The following is a 15,620-nucleotide window of genomic DNA, read 5'->3' on the forward strand; positions in this document are numbered from 1 at the left end:
CGTGTCCCGCCCGCGCCAGGTGCACGAGCCGTGGGTACGGGGGGAACCCCGGCTCAGTGCGACGGCCGATGACCAGTCGGCTCACTCAGTACTGCGTCCCGGGCTCCGAAAACGTCACACCTTGCGGGAAGAAATTTTCGCGACGTACGAAACCGCAGGTCAGACGCGGTTTGCTGGGGTCGGCTTCAGGGCTGGAACGGAACCGGTGCCGTGCAGGGCCGTGGCGCCGGCCCGGCCCTTGCCGGGGTGACCGCCGCCGTTGCCCGGGTGACCGGGGCGGCCCCGGCCGGGGTTGCCGTCGTCGTCGCCCGTGCCCTTGTCCTTGCCCCCGCCCCTGGTCTTGCCGCCGCCCCCGCTGTTGCCCTTGGCCCTGCCGCCGCTCTCGTCGCCCTTGCCGCCGCTCTTCGTGCCGTCGGCCAGGTCGGCGGCGGACAGGACGAGCTTGCAGTACCGGCTCACGCGTGCGCTGCCGCCCGCCAGGTTCTCCAGCGCGCGCCGGCGGCCGGCCTCCAGTTCCCTGCCGTCCCGGAGGTCCCGGCAGGCCGCGGCCGCGTCCTTCCAGCGTCGGCCGGGAGTGCCGGAGGGTTCGCCGGCGCCCGGGGCGTGGCTCCTGCCCGTGCGGCCGTCCGGTCCGACGGCCTCTCCGGAGGCGCCGCCGCGGTGCGCATCCGGGCCGCCGCTCGGCGCGTCCGGCCCCTGCGTCGTGCCCGAGGTGCCCCGGGGCGGGACCGAGGCGAACGGCGCCGTGGCGGTCGCGTCGGGGGAGACGGAGGAGGCGGGGCCGTGCTTCTCGGGCCCGAACGGCGTAGGCAGCATCCCGCTGCCGGCGGCCATGGCGACGCCGCCGAGGGTGCCCGCGGCCACCACGGCGGCGAGCGCCAGCCGCACCGGGCGGCCCCAGCGGGGGCGGCGGGCCGGGGTTCCGGTACGGCCCGGGACGCCGATGCGGATCAGGCCCGCGTCGGCACCGGGCACGGGCCGGCGGGAGGCACCACCGGCGCGGCGAGGGCCGGGGGCGGCAGCGGTCCGTTCGGTCCCGGCGGCCTCGCGGGCCTTGCGGAACGCGGCCAAGGCGGCCTGTTCGCCGGGGAGTTCACCGCTCGCGGGGGCCGCCTCCGCGGCGAGCGCGCCGAGTGCCCTGGAGAGGCGTTCGGCCTGGTCACGGGCGGAGGCGTCGACGGCTTCCAGCGGCTCACCGCGCAGCAGGCGTTCCGCGGTCTCACGGTTCAGCCACTTGTCCTGCTCGTCGGCCATCACATGTCCTTCTGCGTCCGCGCACGCGTATGCGTCACAGTTGCGGACGACACCGCGCGGCCGCGCGGTTCTCGCTGGGGTGGGAGCGCGTCGAGCACGCCCGCCGATTCCGGATCCTCGCCGAGCAGCTCCGCGAGCCGCTTCAGACCGCGGTGCGCCGCGGTGCGCACGGCACCGGCGCGTTTGCCGAGGGTCTCGGCGGCGCTCTTGGCGTCCAGGCCGACGACGACCCGCAGGACGACCGCCTCGGCCTGGTCCTGCGGGAGCCGCGCGATGAGGGAGAGGGTGCTGTCGGTGGCCAGCGCCTCGATGGCCTCGCCGGCCGTGTCGGACTCGGCGGCCCGGCCGGTCAGCTCCGTCTCGTCGCCGCCTATGGCAGGACGGCGGCCGCGCATGCGTATGTGGTCCAGGGCGCGGTTGCGGGCGATCCGGGCGGCCCAGCCGCGGAAACGGTCGGCGTCTCCGCTGAACCGGTCCAGGTCGCGGGCGATCTGCAGCCAGGCCTCGGACGCGACGTCCTCGGCGTCCGGATCACCGACCAGTGTCCGCACATATCCGAGCAGGCGTGGCTGCACGGAGCGGTACACCGTACGGAATGCGGTCTCGTCTCCGTCCTGTGCCGCACGCACCGCGGCGGTCAGCTCCGCGTCGTCCCCCAGCACCGCACTCCCTTTACGCCTGTTTGCCGGTCGGCGCGAAAGGCACGTTACGGCGTCAAACCGCTCCTCGTCCATGTCCGTAGAAGATGCAACTAACTCGTGACCGGGTACGGATGTGCGCAGGGTGAGGGCGGACGGGGCCGGGGTGTGACAGAAAACGCACTCCTGGCGCTGTATCAAGTACGGGTCGTGCGCGGCCCGTCCGCGCGACGGCCGGGGCCTCTCCTGTGGGGGGTGGCGGCCCCGGCCGTTCGCTCTGCACGGGGTGCGCCGGGTGACGAGGATTACTTCTCCTCGGAGGCCTCAGGTGCCGGATCGTCGGCCGCACCCGCTGCGGGGGCTCACGCGGCGACCGTCACGCCGGCCCGGAACCACTGCGCACAGTCCGCCAGCCGGGCCCTGACCTCGGCGGCGTCCCGGCCGGCCACGACGATGTCGCCGGCCCGGTCGAAGGACTTGACCACGGGCCCGACGAGGTCGCCCGGCCCCTTGGTGACGGCGGCGGCCACGACGCCCCGCTGCCGCAGCAACTGCTGTTCGTCGGGTATCGACACGACCCGGCCCGCCGGAGCGGTGAGGAAGGCCCAGCCCAGGGACCCGCCGCTCGGCGTTCCGGCCTCCGGCGGCGTGGTGCCGAGCGCCGCGGCGGCCCAGTGCCGGTGGAGGTCGGCCCCGGTGGCGCGGCGCGTCACCTCGTCGATGCGTCCGCCGCCGACCCTGCCGCCGCACTCGCCGAACACCAGGGACCCGTCGGACTGTTCGAAGACCTCCAGGTGGAACACCCCGTCCGAGTGTCCGAGGGCGGCCAGTGCGCGGTCGGTCAGGGCGCCCGCCCGGGAGTAGAGCCCGGGCTCCTCCTCGGGGGTGACCCGGACGGACCCCACCAGGGCCCCGGAATGCACGTCGATCACATTGCGGAGGTACCGCGAGGCGCTCAGCACCAGGGTGCGGCCGTCCCGGACGACACCGTCCAGGTGCAGCTCGGCGCCTGGGACGAACTCCTCGACCAGCCAGGGGCCCTGGCCGGCCGAGGCGGCCCAGCGATCGGCCTCCGCCGCCGAGGCCAGGCGGACGGTGTTCCGCGCCCCGGCGCCGGCCTGCGGCTTGACCACCACCGGAAACCCACCCGCGTGCCGTGCCGTCGAAACGACGTCCCGGGGAGTCGGCGCGATCCCGCATCGGGCGGTCGCGATCCCGGCCGCCCTGATCCGCCGCTTCTGCACGTACTTGTCGCGGAGGGCGACGGCCACATCGAGCGGCAGTGCCCGGACACCACCGAGCGCGCCGACGGCCGCGGCGGTCGTCAGGGAGTACTCCTGGCCGCTCGTCACCAGGTCGAAGCCGTCGGGGGAAAGCCCGGCCCGCGCCAGCGCGAACAGGACGTCCTCGGTGCTTCCGGCCTCGCCGGCGACGAGGACCTCCGCGCCGGCCGCGCCCCGGGCCCGGTCCGCGTCGGTCGCGCTCACCACGCATGTGACCGAGCAGTCCTCCGCCCGGAGAGCATCGATCGCCAGCGGCTTCCAGCCGACCAGAAGAGCGTGGGGCGGGGGCGCGGTGCGGGGCAAGGGAATCTCCGGGGCAGCAGTGTTCTGGACCTGCCGAATTCTGTGCTCTGAAACTCCGGCGGTCAATGGCGGCAAGTCTCGCAGGAAAGCCGTTCCAAGTGGGCTCAACGGACAGGTTCGGGATGTTGTTTCAGATCACTCTTGTCAGTGACCAGAGCGTCCGTTACGGTGAAGGTGATCAAGACCAAAGAGGCGCGGTTCGGGGGAATTCGTGCGGGTGAGAAGTCTTGCACGGGTCGTGACATCAGTCACACCCGCGAAGCGCGGCAGCCGCATCATGGTGGGCGGAGCGCTGGTCGACTCGTTCGGCAACGGGCTCTTCATGGCCGCTTCGACACTGTATTTCGTGGGCGTCGTGGGATTTCCCGCGGCCCATGTCGCGGCGGTGCTCTCGATAGCTGCTTTATTCGGTCTTGTGAGCCCGCTGCCACTGGGTCATATCGCCGATCGTTATGGCGCGGTACGCATTTATCTCGTACTCATGTGCATTCGCTCGGCGGGTTACGGGGCATACGCTTTCGTTCATGAATTCTCCGGTTATGCCGTGCTCACCTGCCTGCTGTGCGCGGCCGACCGGGCCTGCTCCCCCCTGCTCCAGGTGATCGTCTCGAACGTGGCCGGCGGCGAGGAGCGGACCCGCACCCTGGCGTCCATCCGCGCGGTGCGCAACGCCGGTCTCACGGCCGGCCTGCTCACCGCGGGTGTGGTACTCGGCCTCGGTGTGCCGTTCGCCTTCCAGGCCGTGTTCCTGGTGAACGGGGCGTCGTTCCTGGTGATCGCCGGGATGGCCCGGTGGGCGGTGCGGGTCGCGCAGGTGGCCGCGGGGCCGGCTCCCGCGGCCGACAGGGCCGCGGTCCAGGCGCCGTACCGCAACATGCGGTTCCTGGTGTTCACCGCGGCCAACGGCGTCCTCTCGCTGTACGACTCGTTGCTCCTGGTCCTGATACCGGTCTGGATCGTGCAGCGGACCGGCCTGCCGCACGCCTGGCTGTCCGTCCTGCTCGCCGTCAACACGGTTCTCACGATCCTGTTGCAGGCCTACGTGCACCGCTTCGCCACCACGGTCCGAGGCTCCCTGCGGCTGCTGAAGGTGACGGCGGTGGCGCTCTGCCTCAGCTGCGGGCTGTTCGCCCTGGCCGAGGAAGTGCCACGGTGGCCGGCGCTCGCTCTGGCCGCTGCCGCGGTCGTCGCCCTCACCGTGGGGGAGAACCTGCACTCGGTGGCGAGCTGGGAACTCTCCTTCGTCCTGGCGCCGCAGGCCGCCCGGGCGCGCTATCTGGCGACCTTCAGCATGGGAATGACGGGGCAGCGCATCGTCGGCCCGGCGCTGCTGGTCGGTGTGCTGTTGCCCCTGCACCTGTGGGCGTGGGGGGTGGTGGCGGCCCTCTTCCTGGCCGCGTCCGGCGTCGCGGTGTGGTCGGGCCGCCCAGCCAGGGCGAGCACGGAAGACACGGCAGTCACCTCGGGCGCGGACAGCGCCAGACACGCCCCCGGCACCGCTGACGCGGCGGCACGCCAGGAGTGATCCGGGCCGCCCGAGCGGTCGCACCCCACCCTTCTCCCCCGCCCTTCTCCCTCGCCCTTCCTTCCCTCTTGGCCGACGGCATCCGACCCTCCGGAATCCATCCGATCCTTCGAACAGAGAGCGCGGACCCTCACACCATGCCTCAGATCACCTTCGTCCATCCCGATGGCCTGCGCTCCGTCGTGGACGCACCCGCCGGCACGACCGTCAGGGACGTGGCGGTGGACGACGCGATCGACGGAATCCTCGGTCAGTGCGGTGGCCGCCTGGTCTGCGCGACCTGCCACGTCTTTGTCGAGGAGGTCGACGGGGCGCCCCTGCCGGAACTCGGCGACGACGAGGACGAGATGCTCGACTACACCGCCGAGGAACGCCGCCCGAACAGCCGTCTGGGCTGCCGGCTGACCATCGGCGAAGACCTCGCGGGCCTCGTCGTACGCGTCCCGGAGAGCCAGACCTGAACCCGCGCGCGGTTCTCACCCGGCGACCGCCGTGACGACAGCGACTGCCGCGATCACCGCCCGTCCGCGAGAGCAAGGAACCATGACCACGACACCTCTGAGAGCACCCACCCCGCCCACCGCGCCGGCCCGTACCGACAGCCCGGACCGCGGGGCCGGGTTCCCAGAAGCCCCGTTCCTGCACCTCCCGCCGGCCTTCGTCGAAGAAGCCCTCGGCGCCGTGCCGCGCGAGGCCGCGCAGCGCTTCACGGACTCCTGGAACGACCTGCCGGCGGACGCCTACCTCGGCACCGACAACCCCTACCGGTACCGGCGTTACAACGCATTCCGGTGCACCGGCACGGATCTGGAACGCCTGCCGCAGCGCCCCTTCATCCAGGACCGCGCGGTGAACGGGCTCGTCGGCGGAGTACCCCGGACGTTCGCCCCGCTCCACCCGGACGTGGCCGAGGGCGCCGCCCTGAGAGCCGTCGTACGAGCCTTCAGGGGCCTCCTCCCGGCCGGTGACCGGGAGGCCGTCGACACCTGCGGCGTCCACCAGATCCGCGTGGTCGCCCGCACCGACGCGGCCGGCGACCCCGCCCCGGAGGGCATCCACCAGGACGGCCACCACTACGTCGGACAGGTACTCATCCGCCGCGAGGGCGTGCTCGGTGCCGAGTCCCGCCTGTACGACCTCGACCGCCGGCAGATCCACCAGGCCCGGCTCACCGAACCCTTCGAGTCGATCCTGCTGGACGACCGCCGGGTGTTCCACGACGTGTCACCGGTCACCGCCTCTCCCGGAGCGGGCACCGGCGTCCGCGACATGCTCCTCATCGACTTCTTCTCCCGTACTGAACCGACGAAAGGGACCTCCCGTGACTGATACCGCTCCCGTGACCGCTCCCACCCGCCCGCGCATGGGTTTCTCCACCAACATCTGGGACAACCCCGCCGAGATCGTGGAGCACCTCGAATTCCTCGCCGGGCATTTCACCGACATCGAGTTCGAGATCGCCGAGGAGGCCCAGGAGGTCCTCTTCGGAGCCGACGGACCCGAGTACGAGCGGATCGTCGAGGGGATGCGCGGCGTCATCGACAAGCACGGACTGGACGTGTCGGTGCACGCCGCGTGGTACGGCCCGCACACCGACCTGGTCTCCCCCGACGAGCGGGAGCGCGCGGAGTCCATCAACTATCTGCGCCGGGCCGTCCACCTCGCTGCGGACCTGGACGTGCAGCGCGTGACATACCACCCCGGCTACATGTCCCGCCGGCCCAACGACGTGCTCCTCGACGTGCTGCGCTCCTCGCTGGACCGCGTCCAGCCGCTGCTCTCCCGCACCGGTGTGCAGCTGTGCATCGAGAACATGGGCGCCAACCGCCCCCGCTACGTGGTGTTCTCCCCGGAGGAGCACGTCGAGCTGTGCCGGAGCACCGGCACCTGGATGACCCTGGACGTCCCCCACCTCGCCACCGTCCACCTGCCGCGCGGCGACTACGACGAGGCGCTGGCCATGGTCGCCCCGTACGTCCGCACGGCCCACATCGCCGACATCAAGGGCGCCGACCACACCCACATCCCCATCGGCGAGGGCGACTTCGACCTGTGGGGGTCGCTGGAGAAGCTCGGCACCTACGGCTTCGACGGCGCCGCCGTCGTCGAGGAGTTCGCCAAGGGTTACCGACCGGAGCAGTACCTGGAGGCCGCCCTTGACTTCCGCCGCCGCTGGGACGCCGAGGGCGCCCGCCTGCGGGGCGAGGGATGACCACATCGCCGGCCGTCGCCGATCCGGACCTGCGCCTGCCGCGGCCCGGTCCCCGCGAGCACGTGGCCGAGCTGCTGGGCGGCGTACGGGCGGACGAGGAACGGGTCGCGACCACGGTCAACCTGGCCGCCTTCGAGAACGTGCTCTCCCGTACGGCCACGGCGGCCCTGCACGGACCGCTGGCCAACCGGTACCTCATCGGATACGAAGAGGAGCGCCGCGGGCTGGACCCGGTGCTGCGCTCCGGGCTGCTCACGGCCGCGTATCCCGGCGTCGACCGGCTGGAGCGGGAAGCGGTCGGGACCGCCCGCGCACTGCTGGGCGCCGCCTGGGTGGACTTCCGGCCGCTGTCGGGACTGCACGCCACGATGTCGGTGTTCGCGCTCCTGACCGCCCCGGGCGCCCTGGTGTACTCCATCGCGCCCGAGAACGGCGGCCACTTCGCCACCCGGCCCCTGCTGGAGTCGATGGGCCGCCGCTCGGCGTACCTGCCCTGGTCCGCCGAAGCCGGAACCGTCGACATGGCCGGCTTCACCGACCTGTGGCGGCGGGACCCGGGCGCGATGGTCTTCCTCGACCACGGCGTGCCGCTCGTACCGCTGCCGGTCCCGAGCCTCCGCGCCGCCGTCGGCACCCGCGCGCTGCTGGTCTACGACGCCTCGCACACGCTGGGCCTGGTCGCGGGCGGAGCCTTCCAGGACCCGCTCGGCGAGGGCTGCGACATCGTCCAGGGCAACACGCACAAGAGTTTCCCCGGCGCGCACAAGGGCCTTGTCGCCTTCGCCGACGCCGACGCCGGCCGGGACTTCTCCGACCGCATGGGCCAGGCGCTGATCTCCTCCCAGCAGACCGGCCCGACCCTGGCCAACTACATCACCACTCTGGAGATGGGCGTCCACGCCGCCGCGTACGCCCGGCAGATGCTGTCGAACCGGGCGGCGCTCGCCACGGCACTGCGGGAGGAGGGCTTCACCGTGTTCCGCCCGCCGCATGCCGCCCGGGAGAGTCAGAGCCACGTACTGCTGCTCGAAGCCCCGGACCGGCCGGGCCGTCTCGGCGGCTACGCGGTCGCCGGCCGGCTCGTACGGGCCGGACTGGCCCTGAACGCACGCCCCGTCGAAGGACGGGTGATGCTCCGGGTGGGTGTCCAGGAGGTCACCCGCCGCGGTATGCGGGAAGCGGAGATGGCCCGCCTGGCCGAACTCATGGCGCGGGCTGCGCACGCCGGCCCGGCGGACGGGACGGCCGACGGCCCGCCCGGCGGGGTCGCTGCGCAGGTGGCCGCGCTCGCCGGATCGTTCTCCTCCGTCGCCTACGGATTCGACGACACGGACACGACGGAGAGGACGAGATGACCACACCCGACACGGTGTTCTTCCTCGGCAACGCCCGGTACGGCGAGTTCGAGCCGCTGCGGGCGTCCGGCCTGCGGGTCGGTCTGATCCGCGATGTCCGCTCCCGGGGCTGGTGCGCCGACGACGAGGCCTTCGACACGGTCGTGCCATGGGACCCCGAAGAGGGTGCCGAGGGCCTGACGGCCCTCGCCGGACGGCTCCGTGAGGAGTCCGCGGCCTGCGTGCTCAACCTGCGGGAGGCGTACGTCGAGCCGTATGCGAGGCTCCTCGCCGTACTCGGCCTGCCCGCGCTGCCGGTGGACGAGGTCGCCGCGCTGCGCTCGAAGGAACTGATGCGGCGGCTCTTCACCGAGCGGATCGGGCCGTCCAGTACCGGCCGCTACGGCCGGGCCGGATCGGCGGCCGACGTCGTGGACTTCGGCGAGCGGAACGGCTGGCCCGTGGTGGTGAAACCGGCGGCGCTCTACTCCAGCCTGTTCGTGCTCACCGTGCCGGGACCCGAGGCCGCGGCCGAGGTCTTCGAGCAGGTCCGGCAGGGCGTCGCCGAGCACGTCCGGGCCAAGGGGATGCCGGAGCGGTTCACCGCCCTTCAGGTCGAGGAGTTCCTGTCGGGGAGCAACCACTCGGTGGACCTGGTCGTCGACCGCGACGGCACACCGTGGCCGAGTCCCGTCGTCGACGTCCTGACCGGCGCCGACCTCGGCGGTGATGACTTCCACCACTTCGCCCGGTTCGCTCCGAGCCGCGCCGACGCAGAGGACCAGCACCGGATGACCGGGCTCGCGGTCGATGCCGTCCGGGCCATGGGCCTGCGGCTGTGCGCCGCACACGTCGAGTTCGTCCTCACCCCGCAGGGCCCCCGGCTGCTGGAGGTGGGCATCCGGCCGGGCGGCCACCGCGCCCGAGTCCTCCACCAGGCCCACGGCATCTCCTTCATGGACGCCTACGCCGCGGTGCTGCGCGGCGAGAAACCGGACCTGACGCCCCGGTACGACCGGCCCTTCGGCATCGTCACACCGTTCGCCCGCGACACCGGCGTCTTCACCGGCCTGCGTGGCTTCGACCGCGTGACCTCCCTGCCCACGTACGCCGGGCACAGCCTCTACCACGCACCGGGTGCGACCGCCGGGACCGCGGCACACGGGCACTGGCAGATCCTGTCGGCCGAGCTGTCGGCCGACGGACCCGCCGATCTCCTGCGCGACATCACGGCGGTGTGGCAGATGTCCGACCTGGTGCAGACCCGCCCGTCCGAGGCACGGAAGGTCCCGTCGGCGGGCCGGCCGCACCTTCTGATCGTCGGCGGCAAGGACTCCGGGTTCCGTTCGATCGCCGGCCTCGACGTGCGCATCACGCTCCTCCAGGAACGCGCCAACCTCAGCGAGCTGCAGGAGCGGCGCGCCGACGGCCTGTTCCTCGTCGAGCAGCTGGACCCCGCGTGGGCACGGACCATGGCCGGGTCCCTGCACCGCGGGGAGGCCCCCTTCGACGCCGTGCTCTCCTTCGCCGAACAGCATCTGCTCACCGCGTCGCTGATCGGTGAGGACCTCGGCATCGCGCACAACCCGGTACGGGCCGTACGGCACAGCCGGGACAAGGGCCTGATGCGCGACCTGCTGGCCGCCCACGGGCTGCCGACGGTACGCCACCGGGTGTGCGCGGACGCCGGTGAAGCGGCCGCCTTCCAGCGCGAGCTCGGCACCCCCGTGGTGGTCAAACCGGCCGACGGCTCCGGCAGCCGCGGTGTGACCCTCGCCCGTACTCCGGCGGAGGCCGCCGAGGGCTGGCACCGGGCCGGGAACACGGGGGCCGCAGTGATCGCGGAGGAGTACGTCACCGGTCGGGAGCTGAGCGTCGAGACACTCACCCTGGACGGCGCCCATCAAGTGGTCGCGGTCACCGAGAAGCTGACCTCGGGCGCCCCCTCGTTCGTGGAGACCGGCCACCAGATGCCGGCCGCCCTCGAACCGGCCGTGGCACAGTCGGTCGCGGACACGGCCGGCGCGCTGCTCACCGCCCTGGGACACCGCTGGGGACCGGCCCACACGGAGGTCATGCTCCGGGCCGACGGCTCACTCGCCGTCATCGAGACCCAGACGCGCTTCGGCGGGGACCAGATCTGGGAGATGGTCGAACTCGTCACCGGCGTACGGCTGGCCGCCGCCACCGCGGCCGGGCTGCTCGGCGTCGAGACCCCCGTCCTCCCGGCCTCGGCCGGGGGCGCCGCCATCCGGTTCTTCGCGCACGAGAACGTCGTGCTGGAGGGCGTCGAAGGGGTCGAGGAGGCCCGGAAGCTGCCCGGTGTGGTCGAGGTGAGGGCCACCGTGCGCCCCGGCCAGCGGCTCGGCCCGCTCACCGGTTCCGGCAGCCGCCAGGGCTACGTGCTGGCGGTCGGCGCGACCCGGCAGGAGGCGGTCACCCGGGCCGAAGCGGCCCACACGGCCGTGCGCTTCGATGTGCGGGACGCCGCGGATCCGCAGTAGGGCGGGTCGCGTCAGCGGGGCGAGCGCAGCGGCTGGTCCCCTGCGGCCGCGGGAGGGCCGGCCGCTGACGCACCGCAGCGTCGCCGATCCCGGACGGCGTCCACCGGCAGGGGCGAGGTTCCGCGACCCCGTTCACGCATGCCCGTTCCTGTCCTCGTCCGCCGCACCCTCGTCCGCCGCGCTCCCGGCGCCCAGGTGCCGGGCGAGGCGCTTCAGCCCGCGGTGCGCGGCCGTGCGGACGGCGCCGGGGCGCTTGCCGAGGACGCGTGCGGCGGCCGGGCCGTCGAGGCCGACGACCACCCGCAGCAGCACCGCCTCGGCCTGGTCGCGCGGCAGCCCGCGCACCAGTTCCAGCGCCCGCTGCGTGGACAGCGACTCCAGGGCCTCGTCGTGGGTGCTGTGCCGGCCGGGCAGCTCCAGCACGTCCTGTTCCAGCGGCGCGGCCCGGGGCCGTATCCGCCGGCGGCGCAGCAGGTCCAGGGCCCGGTGCCGGGCGATGGTCGCGGTCCAGCCGCGGAAGCCGGCGCCGTCGCCCTGGAACCTGCCGAGGTCGCGGGCGATCTGCAGCCAGGCGTCGGCGGCCACGTCCTCCGCGTCCTCGCCGACGAGGCCGCGGAGAAAGCCCAGCAGGCCGGGCTGCACGATCCGGTAGGCCACCGCGAAGGCGGCCTCGTCGCCCTGCTGGGCGCGCGCGACGGCCTCGCCCAGCTCCCGGTCCCGCGGCTGCGGGCGCCGGGGTTCCCCTCCCTGGCCCAAGACGTCCTCGTTCGTGCCGAGTTCATGGCCACTGCGTGGCGCGTCCCTCACGGTCCGACACGCTCAGGCCGTGTCCCCGCCTCCACGATGATCTGCGCCGCGCCGCGCAGAAGTGTCACAGGAGTGGGAGCCGGGGTCCTCGCGGTCAGCGGGAGCTCGTCGCGTCGCGGCACAGCAGGCGCAGCGAGCCGCTGCCGCGGTAGACGCGCCGGGCCTCGTCGATGGGGTCCCAGAGTTTGCCGTCGGGGGTGCGCACCCAGTGGTCGCCGCCGGTCGCCCACCACTCGGCGCCGGTCTGGCGGACGATCACCTCACCGGCGTAGGCGCCGAAGCCGCGCAGCACGCTCTCGACAGCGGCGTACGGCGGTCCCTCACGGCTTATCTCCTCGATCATCCGGTCGACCCGCCACAGGCTCTGCGCCGAGTAGTCGAGCCGTACCCGGGCGCCTTCGCGCATCGTCGCCACGGTGTCCGCGGCCCACCGCACGGGCTTCGCCGCGGCGGGCGGCCTGGTCTCCTGCTGTGCTGTCAGGTACTGGGTTGTCACATAGGGGAAAGCGGCCGTCTCCGGCCGACTGTCACGCCGTTCAGTACGGTTGCGGCAACCACCGCAGAACCACCCCACGCCGACCGCACGACGGTCACAGGACTCGCGCAGCCAGGGGGTTTGAACGCCGCAGAGCCGGTGCGGGTCCGTCGCCCGCCCCTTACCGCCCGCCGGTGCGCCTCTCAGGCACCGGACTCGTTGCGCGCCCGCCGTGACACCACGGCCCGCAGCACCCGCCGCCCCTCGATCGACAGATCCAGCGCGCGGCGAAGGCCGTGCGGGCCGTGCTCGGCCAGCAGTTCCAGCACCGCCGTCTGCCGCCGCAGCTCCGCCGCGACCAGCGGAGGCAGGTCGGCCGTGTCTCCCGCGCGCCCGGCGTCCAGTCCGTCCCCCGCCTCCGTGCCGTCCGCCGCCGGATCCAGCAGCCGGTGTATCCGCAGCGCGGCAACCGAGCAGGCGTCGGCCCAGGGCCGCACCGCGTCGGCGGTGCGCTCGGCCGGGACCGCCTGCAGCATGCGGCGGACCAGCCGCGCGACCTCGTCGTCGTCGGACTCCTCGGCACCGAGCGCCCCGCGGGCCTTCTCCAGGCTCGCACCCCAGCCGGAGCCGTCGGCGAGGCTCGCCCACAGGGGGCGCAGCAGCTCGTCGTCGGCGCCGAGCAGAGGCAGGCACCGATCCAGACAAGCCAACCCGCTGGCCGCCAGTCCGCGTTCGTCGGCCTGTGCGATCAGTTCCACCAGGCTCATGAAATGTCTCCCTTGCCAGGGCGCCGCCCCATACGGAGCCCGCACTTCCCCTTACTGCGTGCAACGGCGCGGGAGTGTCACAGCGGATGTTTTCAGCCAAGCCGGTTCGCGAGATTCCGGAAGTCGGTCCAGGACAGCGCGGGCCTGCCCGGGTCCCACAGCTTCTGCACGGTGGCCCGCAGCGGCATCCGGATCCCGGCCGCCACCTGCGCCTCCGTCTGCGCGTTCGGGAAGTCGCACCACACCGCGAAGGAGCCGCCGAGGATCTGCCCGTCGTAGCCCGCCGGTACGGCGCTCGTGCCGCGCAGCACCCGGGGGTTCCACTGCTCGTAGATCCGCTGTCCGGTCGGGTACACGAAGGTCTGCGGCTGACCGAGCACGTAGTAGAGGAACTCGTCGTTGTAGTTGAGCACCTTCCGCCCCGCGCTCAGGTACTCCACGGGCTGCCGGGCACCGAGCTCCTTGCCGGTCCAGTAGGCGGCCTGCAGGTCCTTCGCGGCCTGCACGGAGGTCCCGCGGTAGAAGCCGTCGTTCCAGGCCCGCACGGTCTTGTCGTGGGCGCGGACGGTGCCGGCCCGGTCGTTCAGCCAGCCGGTGGCGAGGTCGGCGACGGTGCCGCCGGAGCCGTACTTCTGCCGGGCCGCCGCGGCGAGCTGCGGATAGGACGCCTGCGCGTTCTTCACGGTCAGCGCCTGGTACTCGTCGCCGCCGAGGTGCCACTGGTTGCCGGTGAACAGCCCCGCGTACTCGTTCAGCAGGTCGTCGACGATCTTCGCGGAGGCGGGCTTGGAGATGTCGATGGCCCCCTTGGTCGCGATCCCGCTCGCGTTGCGCAGCTGGAGGTCCGGGTGGGCGGCGAGGACGGCGCCCAGGTGTCCGGGCGAGTCGATCTCGGGGACGACGGTGATGTGCCGGCTGTTCGCCAGCCCCACGATCCTCTTGACCTGCGCCTTGGTCAGGTGGTCCGGGGAGACGATCTCGGGATGGGTGCTGGACTCGATGCGGAACGCCTGGTCGTCGGAGAAGTGCAGTCCCAGCTCGTTGAACTTCAGGTCCCCCAGCTCCCGTATTCGGTCCTCGATCCAGGATTCGCTGAACGGTTTGCGGGCGATGTCCAGCATGAACCCGCGCACCGGCTTGGCGGGCGCGTCCCGCACGACGCCCTCGGGCGCCGTACCGCCGCCGTGGACCTCCTGCTTCAGCGTGCGGGTGCCGTAGAAGACACCGGCCTCGCCGGGGCCGCTGATGTCCACCCGCCCGTCACGGACGGTCATCGTGTACGACTCCTGGTTGCCGCCCCCGCCGCCGAGCGCGAGCCGGACGTCCCCCGCCCGCACGTCGTCCTTCTGGCCCGCGTAGCCGATCCCCAGCTCCCCGGCTATCAGCCGTCCCTCGTCGGCCAGCTCCGCGTCGCTGATCACCACCCGGTCCGCCTTCTGCGGCTTCCAGCCGGGCCCGCGCGAGGGAGCGTGCGAGCGCACCGCGGGTATCGTGCGCGGCGCCTGCGACAGCGCATAGGACCGGCTGGGCCGCGGACTCGCCGAGGGCGTGGCCGCACCGCTGGAGGCGCTTCCGGCCACCCGGCCGGACGACGACTGCTGTCGCGCACCCCCTTCCGGCTGCCCGCCGCCCCCGCCCGCCGAGGCCCATACGCCGACGCCCGTACCGAGCGCGACGGTCCCGACGAAGGCGGCGGCCACCACCGTCCGTTTCCGTATCACCTGCTGCGCCGAACCACGGCGCTTGTGCTGGGTCACCCTGCCAACGTACGACCGATCGGCGCTTCCTTCGTCACCGAGTCGCTCTGAAACTCTCCCGTCCGAGTGAATTTCAGGCATCGCACGGACACACAGTGACCACTCTCGATAACCTGACGACACACCTTTCACAGCATCCCCTGCCACGCCACATGTGACGCGAGGACCCACGCTGCCCGCCCACCGCCTTCCGTATCTCCCCACGCCCCTCGACGCCTTCAACAGCGCCCCCGGCGACGAGGCCCGCGCCCTCCTGCTGCGCTGCCTGGGCAGCCTGCGCTGGTCGCACCGCCTCGCGGACCACCGCCCCTACCCCGACCTGGACTCCCTCCTGGCGGCGGCGGACGAGGCGGCATACGACCTGTCGCCTGCGGATCTGGCGGAGGCCCTGGCGGGCGAGTCACTTCCCGACCTGCCCGAGGGCACCTACTCGGCGGCCCACATGGCTCTGAGCGCGGCCCACGCGGCTTATGAGGCCCGATTCGGACACGCGTTCGTCATCTATCTGGGCGACACTCACCCGGACGAGGCCATCGACCGCATCCTGGAGGCGATCCGATCACGATTGGCGAACGATCCGGAGGAGGAGCGGGTGATCGCGGCAGAGGAGCTACGGCGCCTCGCCCGAGGCAGGCTGGACACCTGCCTCGGGGGCGCGGGGAACTGTGCGACCAGCTACAACGCACCCGCACACGGCACATAACCGCTCATACCACCCCGGCAGCCGCACGGCCCCTAACCCATCCGGTGCCAGTTTGATC

14 protein-coding genes are annotated in these 15,620 nt (G+C 72.7%); 7 read left to right on the forward strand and 7 right to left on the reverse strand.

Annotated features, from left to right (window positions below):
• Window positions 1–159: 159 nt before the first annotated feature.
• The 3 genes from ACZ41I_RS18775 to ACZ41I_RS18785 form a co-directional block, all read right to left on the reverse strand.
• Window positions 160–1,254 carry a hypothetical protein gene (locus tag ACZ41I_RS18775; RefSeq protein WP_468514609.1) on the reverse strand — a complete coding sequence of 365 codons (1,095 nt, stop codon included), beginning with the start codon at window positions 1,252–1,254 and terminating at the stop codon, window positions 160–162.
• Window positions 1,254–1,916: an RNA polymerase sigma factor gene (locus ACZ41I_RS18780; RefSeq protein WP_351238824.1), complete on the reverse strand. Its 663-nt coding sequence runs from the start codon at window positions 1,914–1,916 to the stop codon at window positions 1,254–1,256. The genes ACZ41I_RS18775 and ACZ41I_RS18780 overlap by 1 nt, the downstream gene beginning before the upstream one ends.
• A 338-nt stretch (window positions 1,917–2,254) precedes the next feature.
• A complete protein-coding gene (locus ACZ41I_RS18785; protein WP_468514610.1) occupies window positions 2,255–3,478 on the reverse strand; it encodes an ATP-grasp domain-containing protein in 1,224 nt (407 codons plus the stop codon).
• 238 nt (window positions 3,479–3,716) lie between these two features.
• Between ACZ41I_RS18785 and ACZ41I_RS18790 the strand changes: the two genes are divergently transcribed.
• The 6 genes from ACZ41I_RS18790 (at window position 3,717) to ACZ41I_RS18815 (ending at window position 11,053) form a co-directional block, all read left to right on the forward strand.
• Window positions 3,717–5,003, forward strand: a complete 1,287-nt coding sequence (locus ACZ41I_RS18790; protein WP_468514611.1) for an MFS transporter — start codon at window positions 3,717–3,719, stop codon at window positions 5,001–5,003.
• A gap of 137 nt (window positions 5,004–5,140) precedes the next feature.
• Complete coding sequence (locus tag ACZ41I_RS18795) at window positions 5,141–5,464, forward strand: 2Fe-2S iron-sulfur cluster-binding protein (RefSeq protein ID WP_363220150.1); 324 nt, start codon at window positions 5,141–5,143, stop codon at window positions 5,462–5,464.
• A gap of 82 nt (window positions 5,465–5,546) precedes the next feature.
• Window positions 5,547–6,332, forward strand: a complete 786-nt coding sequence (locus ACZ41I_RS18800; RefSeq protein WP_363220151.1) for a 2OG-Fe dioxygenase family protein — start codon at window positions 5,547–5,549, stop codon at window positions 6,330–6,332.
• Window positions 6,325–7,215 carry a sugar phosphate isomerase/epimerase family protein gene (locus tag ACZ41I_RS18805; RefSeq protein WP_468514612.1) on the forward strand — a complete coding sequence of 297 codons (891 nt, stop codon included), beginning with the start codon at window positions 6,325–6,327 and terminating at the stop codon, window positions 7,213–7,215. Before ACZ41I_RS18800 ends, ACZ41I_RS18805 begins: the two co-directional genes overlap by 8 nt.
• Window positions 7,212–8,570, forward strand: coding sequence for a PLP-dependent aminotransferase family protein (locus ACZ41I_RS18810; protein WP_363220154.1), 1,359 nt, complete (start codon window positions 7,212–7,214; stop codon window positions 8,568–8,570). The genes ACZ41I_RS18805 and ACZ41I_RS18810 overlap by 4 nt, the downstream gene beginning before the upstream one ends.
• Window positions 8,567–11,053 carry an ATP-grasp domain-containing protein gene (locus ACZ41I_RS18815; RefSeq protein WP_468514613.1) on the forward strand — a complete coding sequence of 829 codons (2,487 nt, stop codon included), beginning with the start codon at window positions 8,567–8,569 and terminating at the stop codon, window positions 11,051–11,053. The genes ACZ41I_RS18810 and ACZ41I_RS18815 overlap by 4 nt, the downstream gene beginning before the upstream one ends.
• 132 nt (window positions 11,054–11,185) lie before the next feature.
• On the opposite strand, the gene ACZ41I_RS18820 is transcribed toward ACZ41I_RS18815, so the two are convergent.
• From ACZ41I_RS18820 to ACZ41I_RS18835, 4 genes are all read right to left on the reverse strand, one after another.
• Window positions 11,186–11,809, reverse strand: a complete 624-nt coding sequence (locus ACZ41I_RS18820; RefSeq protein ID WP_468514746.1) for an RNA polymerase sigma factor — start codon at window positions 11,807–11,809, stop codon at window positions 11,186–11,188.
• Between the two features lie 145 nt (window positions 11,810–11,954).
• Window positions 11,955–12,341: a hypothetical protein gene (locus ACZ41I_RS18825; RefSeq protein ID WP_468324865.1), complete on the reverse strand. Its 387-nt coding sequence runs from the start codon at window positions 12,339–12,341 to the stop codon at window positions 11,955–11,957.
• Between the two features lie 197 nt (window positions 12,342–12,538).
• Window positions 12,539–13,102 (reverse strand): hypothetical protein, encoded by a 564-nt coding sequence (locus ACZ41I_RS18830; protein WP_363218666.1) that lies wholly within the window; start codon window positions 13,100–13,102, stop codon window positions 12,539–12,541.
• A gap of 92 nt (window positions 13,103–13,194) precedes the next feature.
• Window positions 13,195–14,859, reverse strand: coding sequence for a beta-N-acetylhexosaminidase (locus tag ACZ41I_RS18835; protein WP_468514614.1), 1,665 nt, complete (start codon window positions 14,857–14,859; stop codon window positions 13,195–13,197).
• A 154-nt stretch (window positions 14,860–15,013) separates the two neighbouring features.
• Between ACZ41I_RS18835 and ACZ41I_RS18840 the strand changes: the two genes are divergently transcribed.
• A complete protein-coding gene (locus ACZ41I_RS18840) occupies window positions 15,014–15,562 on the forward strand; it encodes a 2-oxo-4-hydroxy-4-carboxy-5-ureidoimidazoline decarboxylase (RefSeq protein ID WP_399763841.1) in 549 nt (182 codons plus the stop codon).
• Window positions 15,563–15,620 lie beyond the last annotated feature (58 nt).

This window comes from Streptomyces sp. NPDC030799 (assembly GCF_055572255.1).

What these genes read in the sequence shown, in the direction of transcription:
- ACZ41I_RS18775 (WP_468514609.1), bottom strand. Translation starts at nt 1,254, where the DNA reads ATGGCCGACGAGCAGGACAAGTGGCTGAACCGTGAGACCGCGGAACGC.
- ACZ41I_RS18810 (WP_363220154.1), top strand. Translation starts at nt 7,212, where the DNA reads ATGACCACATCGCCGGCCGTCGCCGATCCGGACCTGCGCCTGCCGCGG.
- ACZ41I_RS18815 (WP_468514613.1), top strand. Translation starts at nt 8,567, where the DNA reads ATGACCACACCCGACACGGTGTTCTTCCTCGGCAACGCCCGGTACGGC.
- ACZ41I_RS18800 (WP_363220151.1), top strand. Translation starts at nt 5,547, where the DNA reads ATGACCACGACACCTCTGAGAGCACCCACCCCGCCCACCGCGCCGGCC.
- ACZ41I_RS18795 (WP_363220150.1), top strand. Translation starts at nt 5,141, where the DNA reads ATGCCTCAGATCACCTTCGTCCATCCCGATGGCCTGCGCTCCGTCGTG.
- ACZ41I_RS18830 (WP_363218666.1), bottom strand. Translation starts at nt 13,102, where the DNA reads ATGAGCCTGGTGGAACTGATCGCACAGGCCGACGAACGCGGACTGGCG.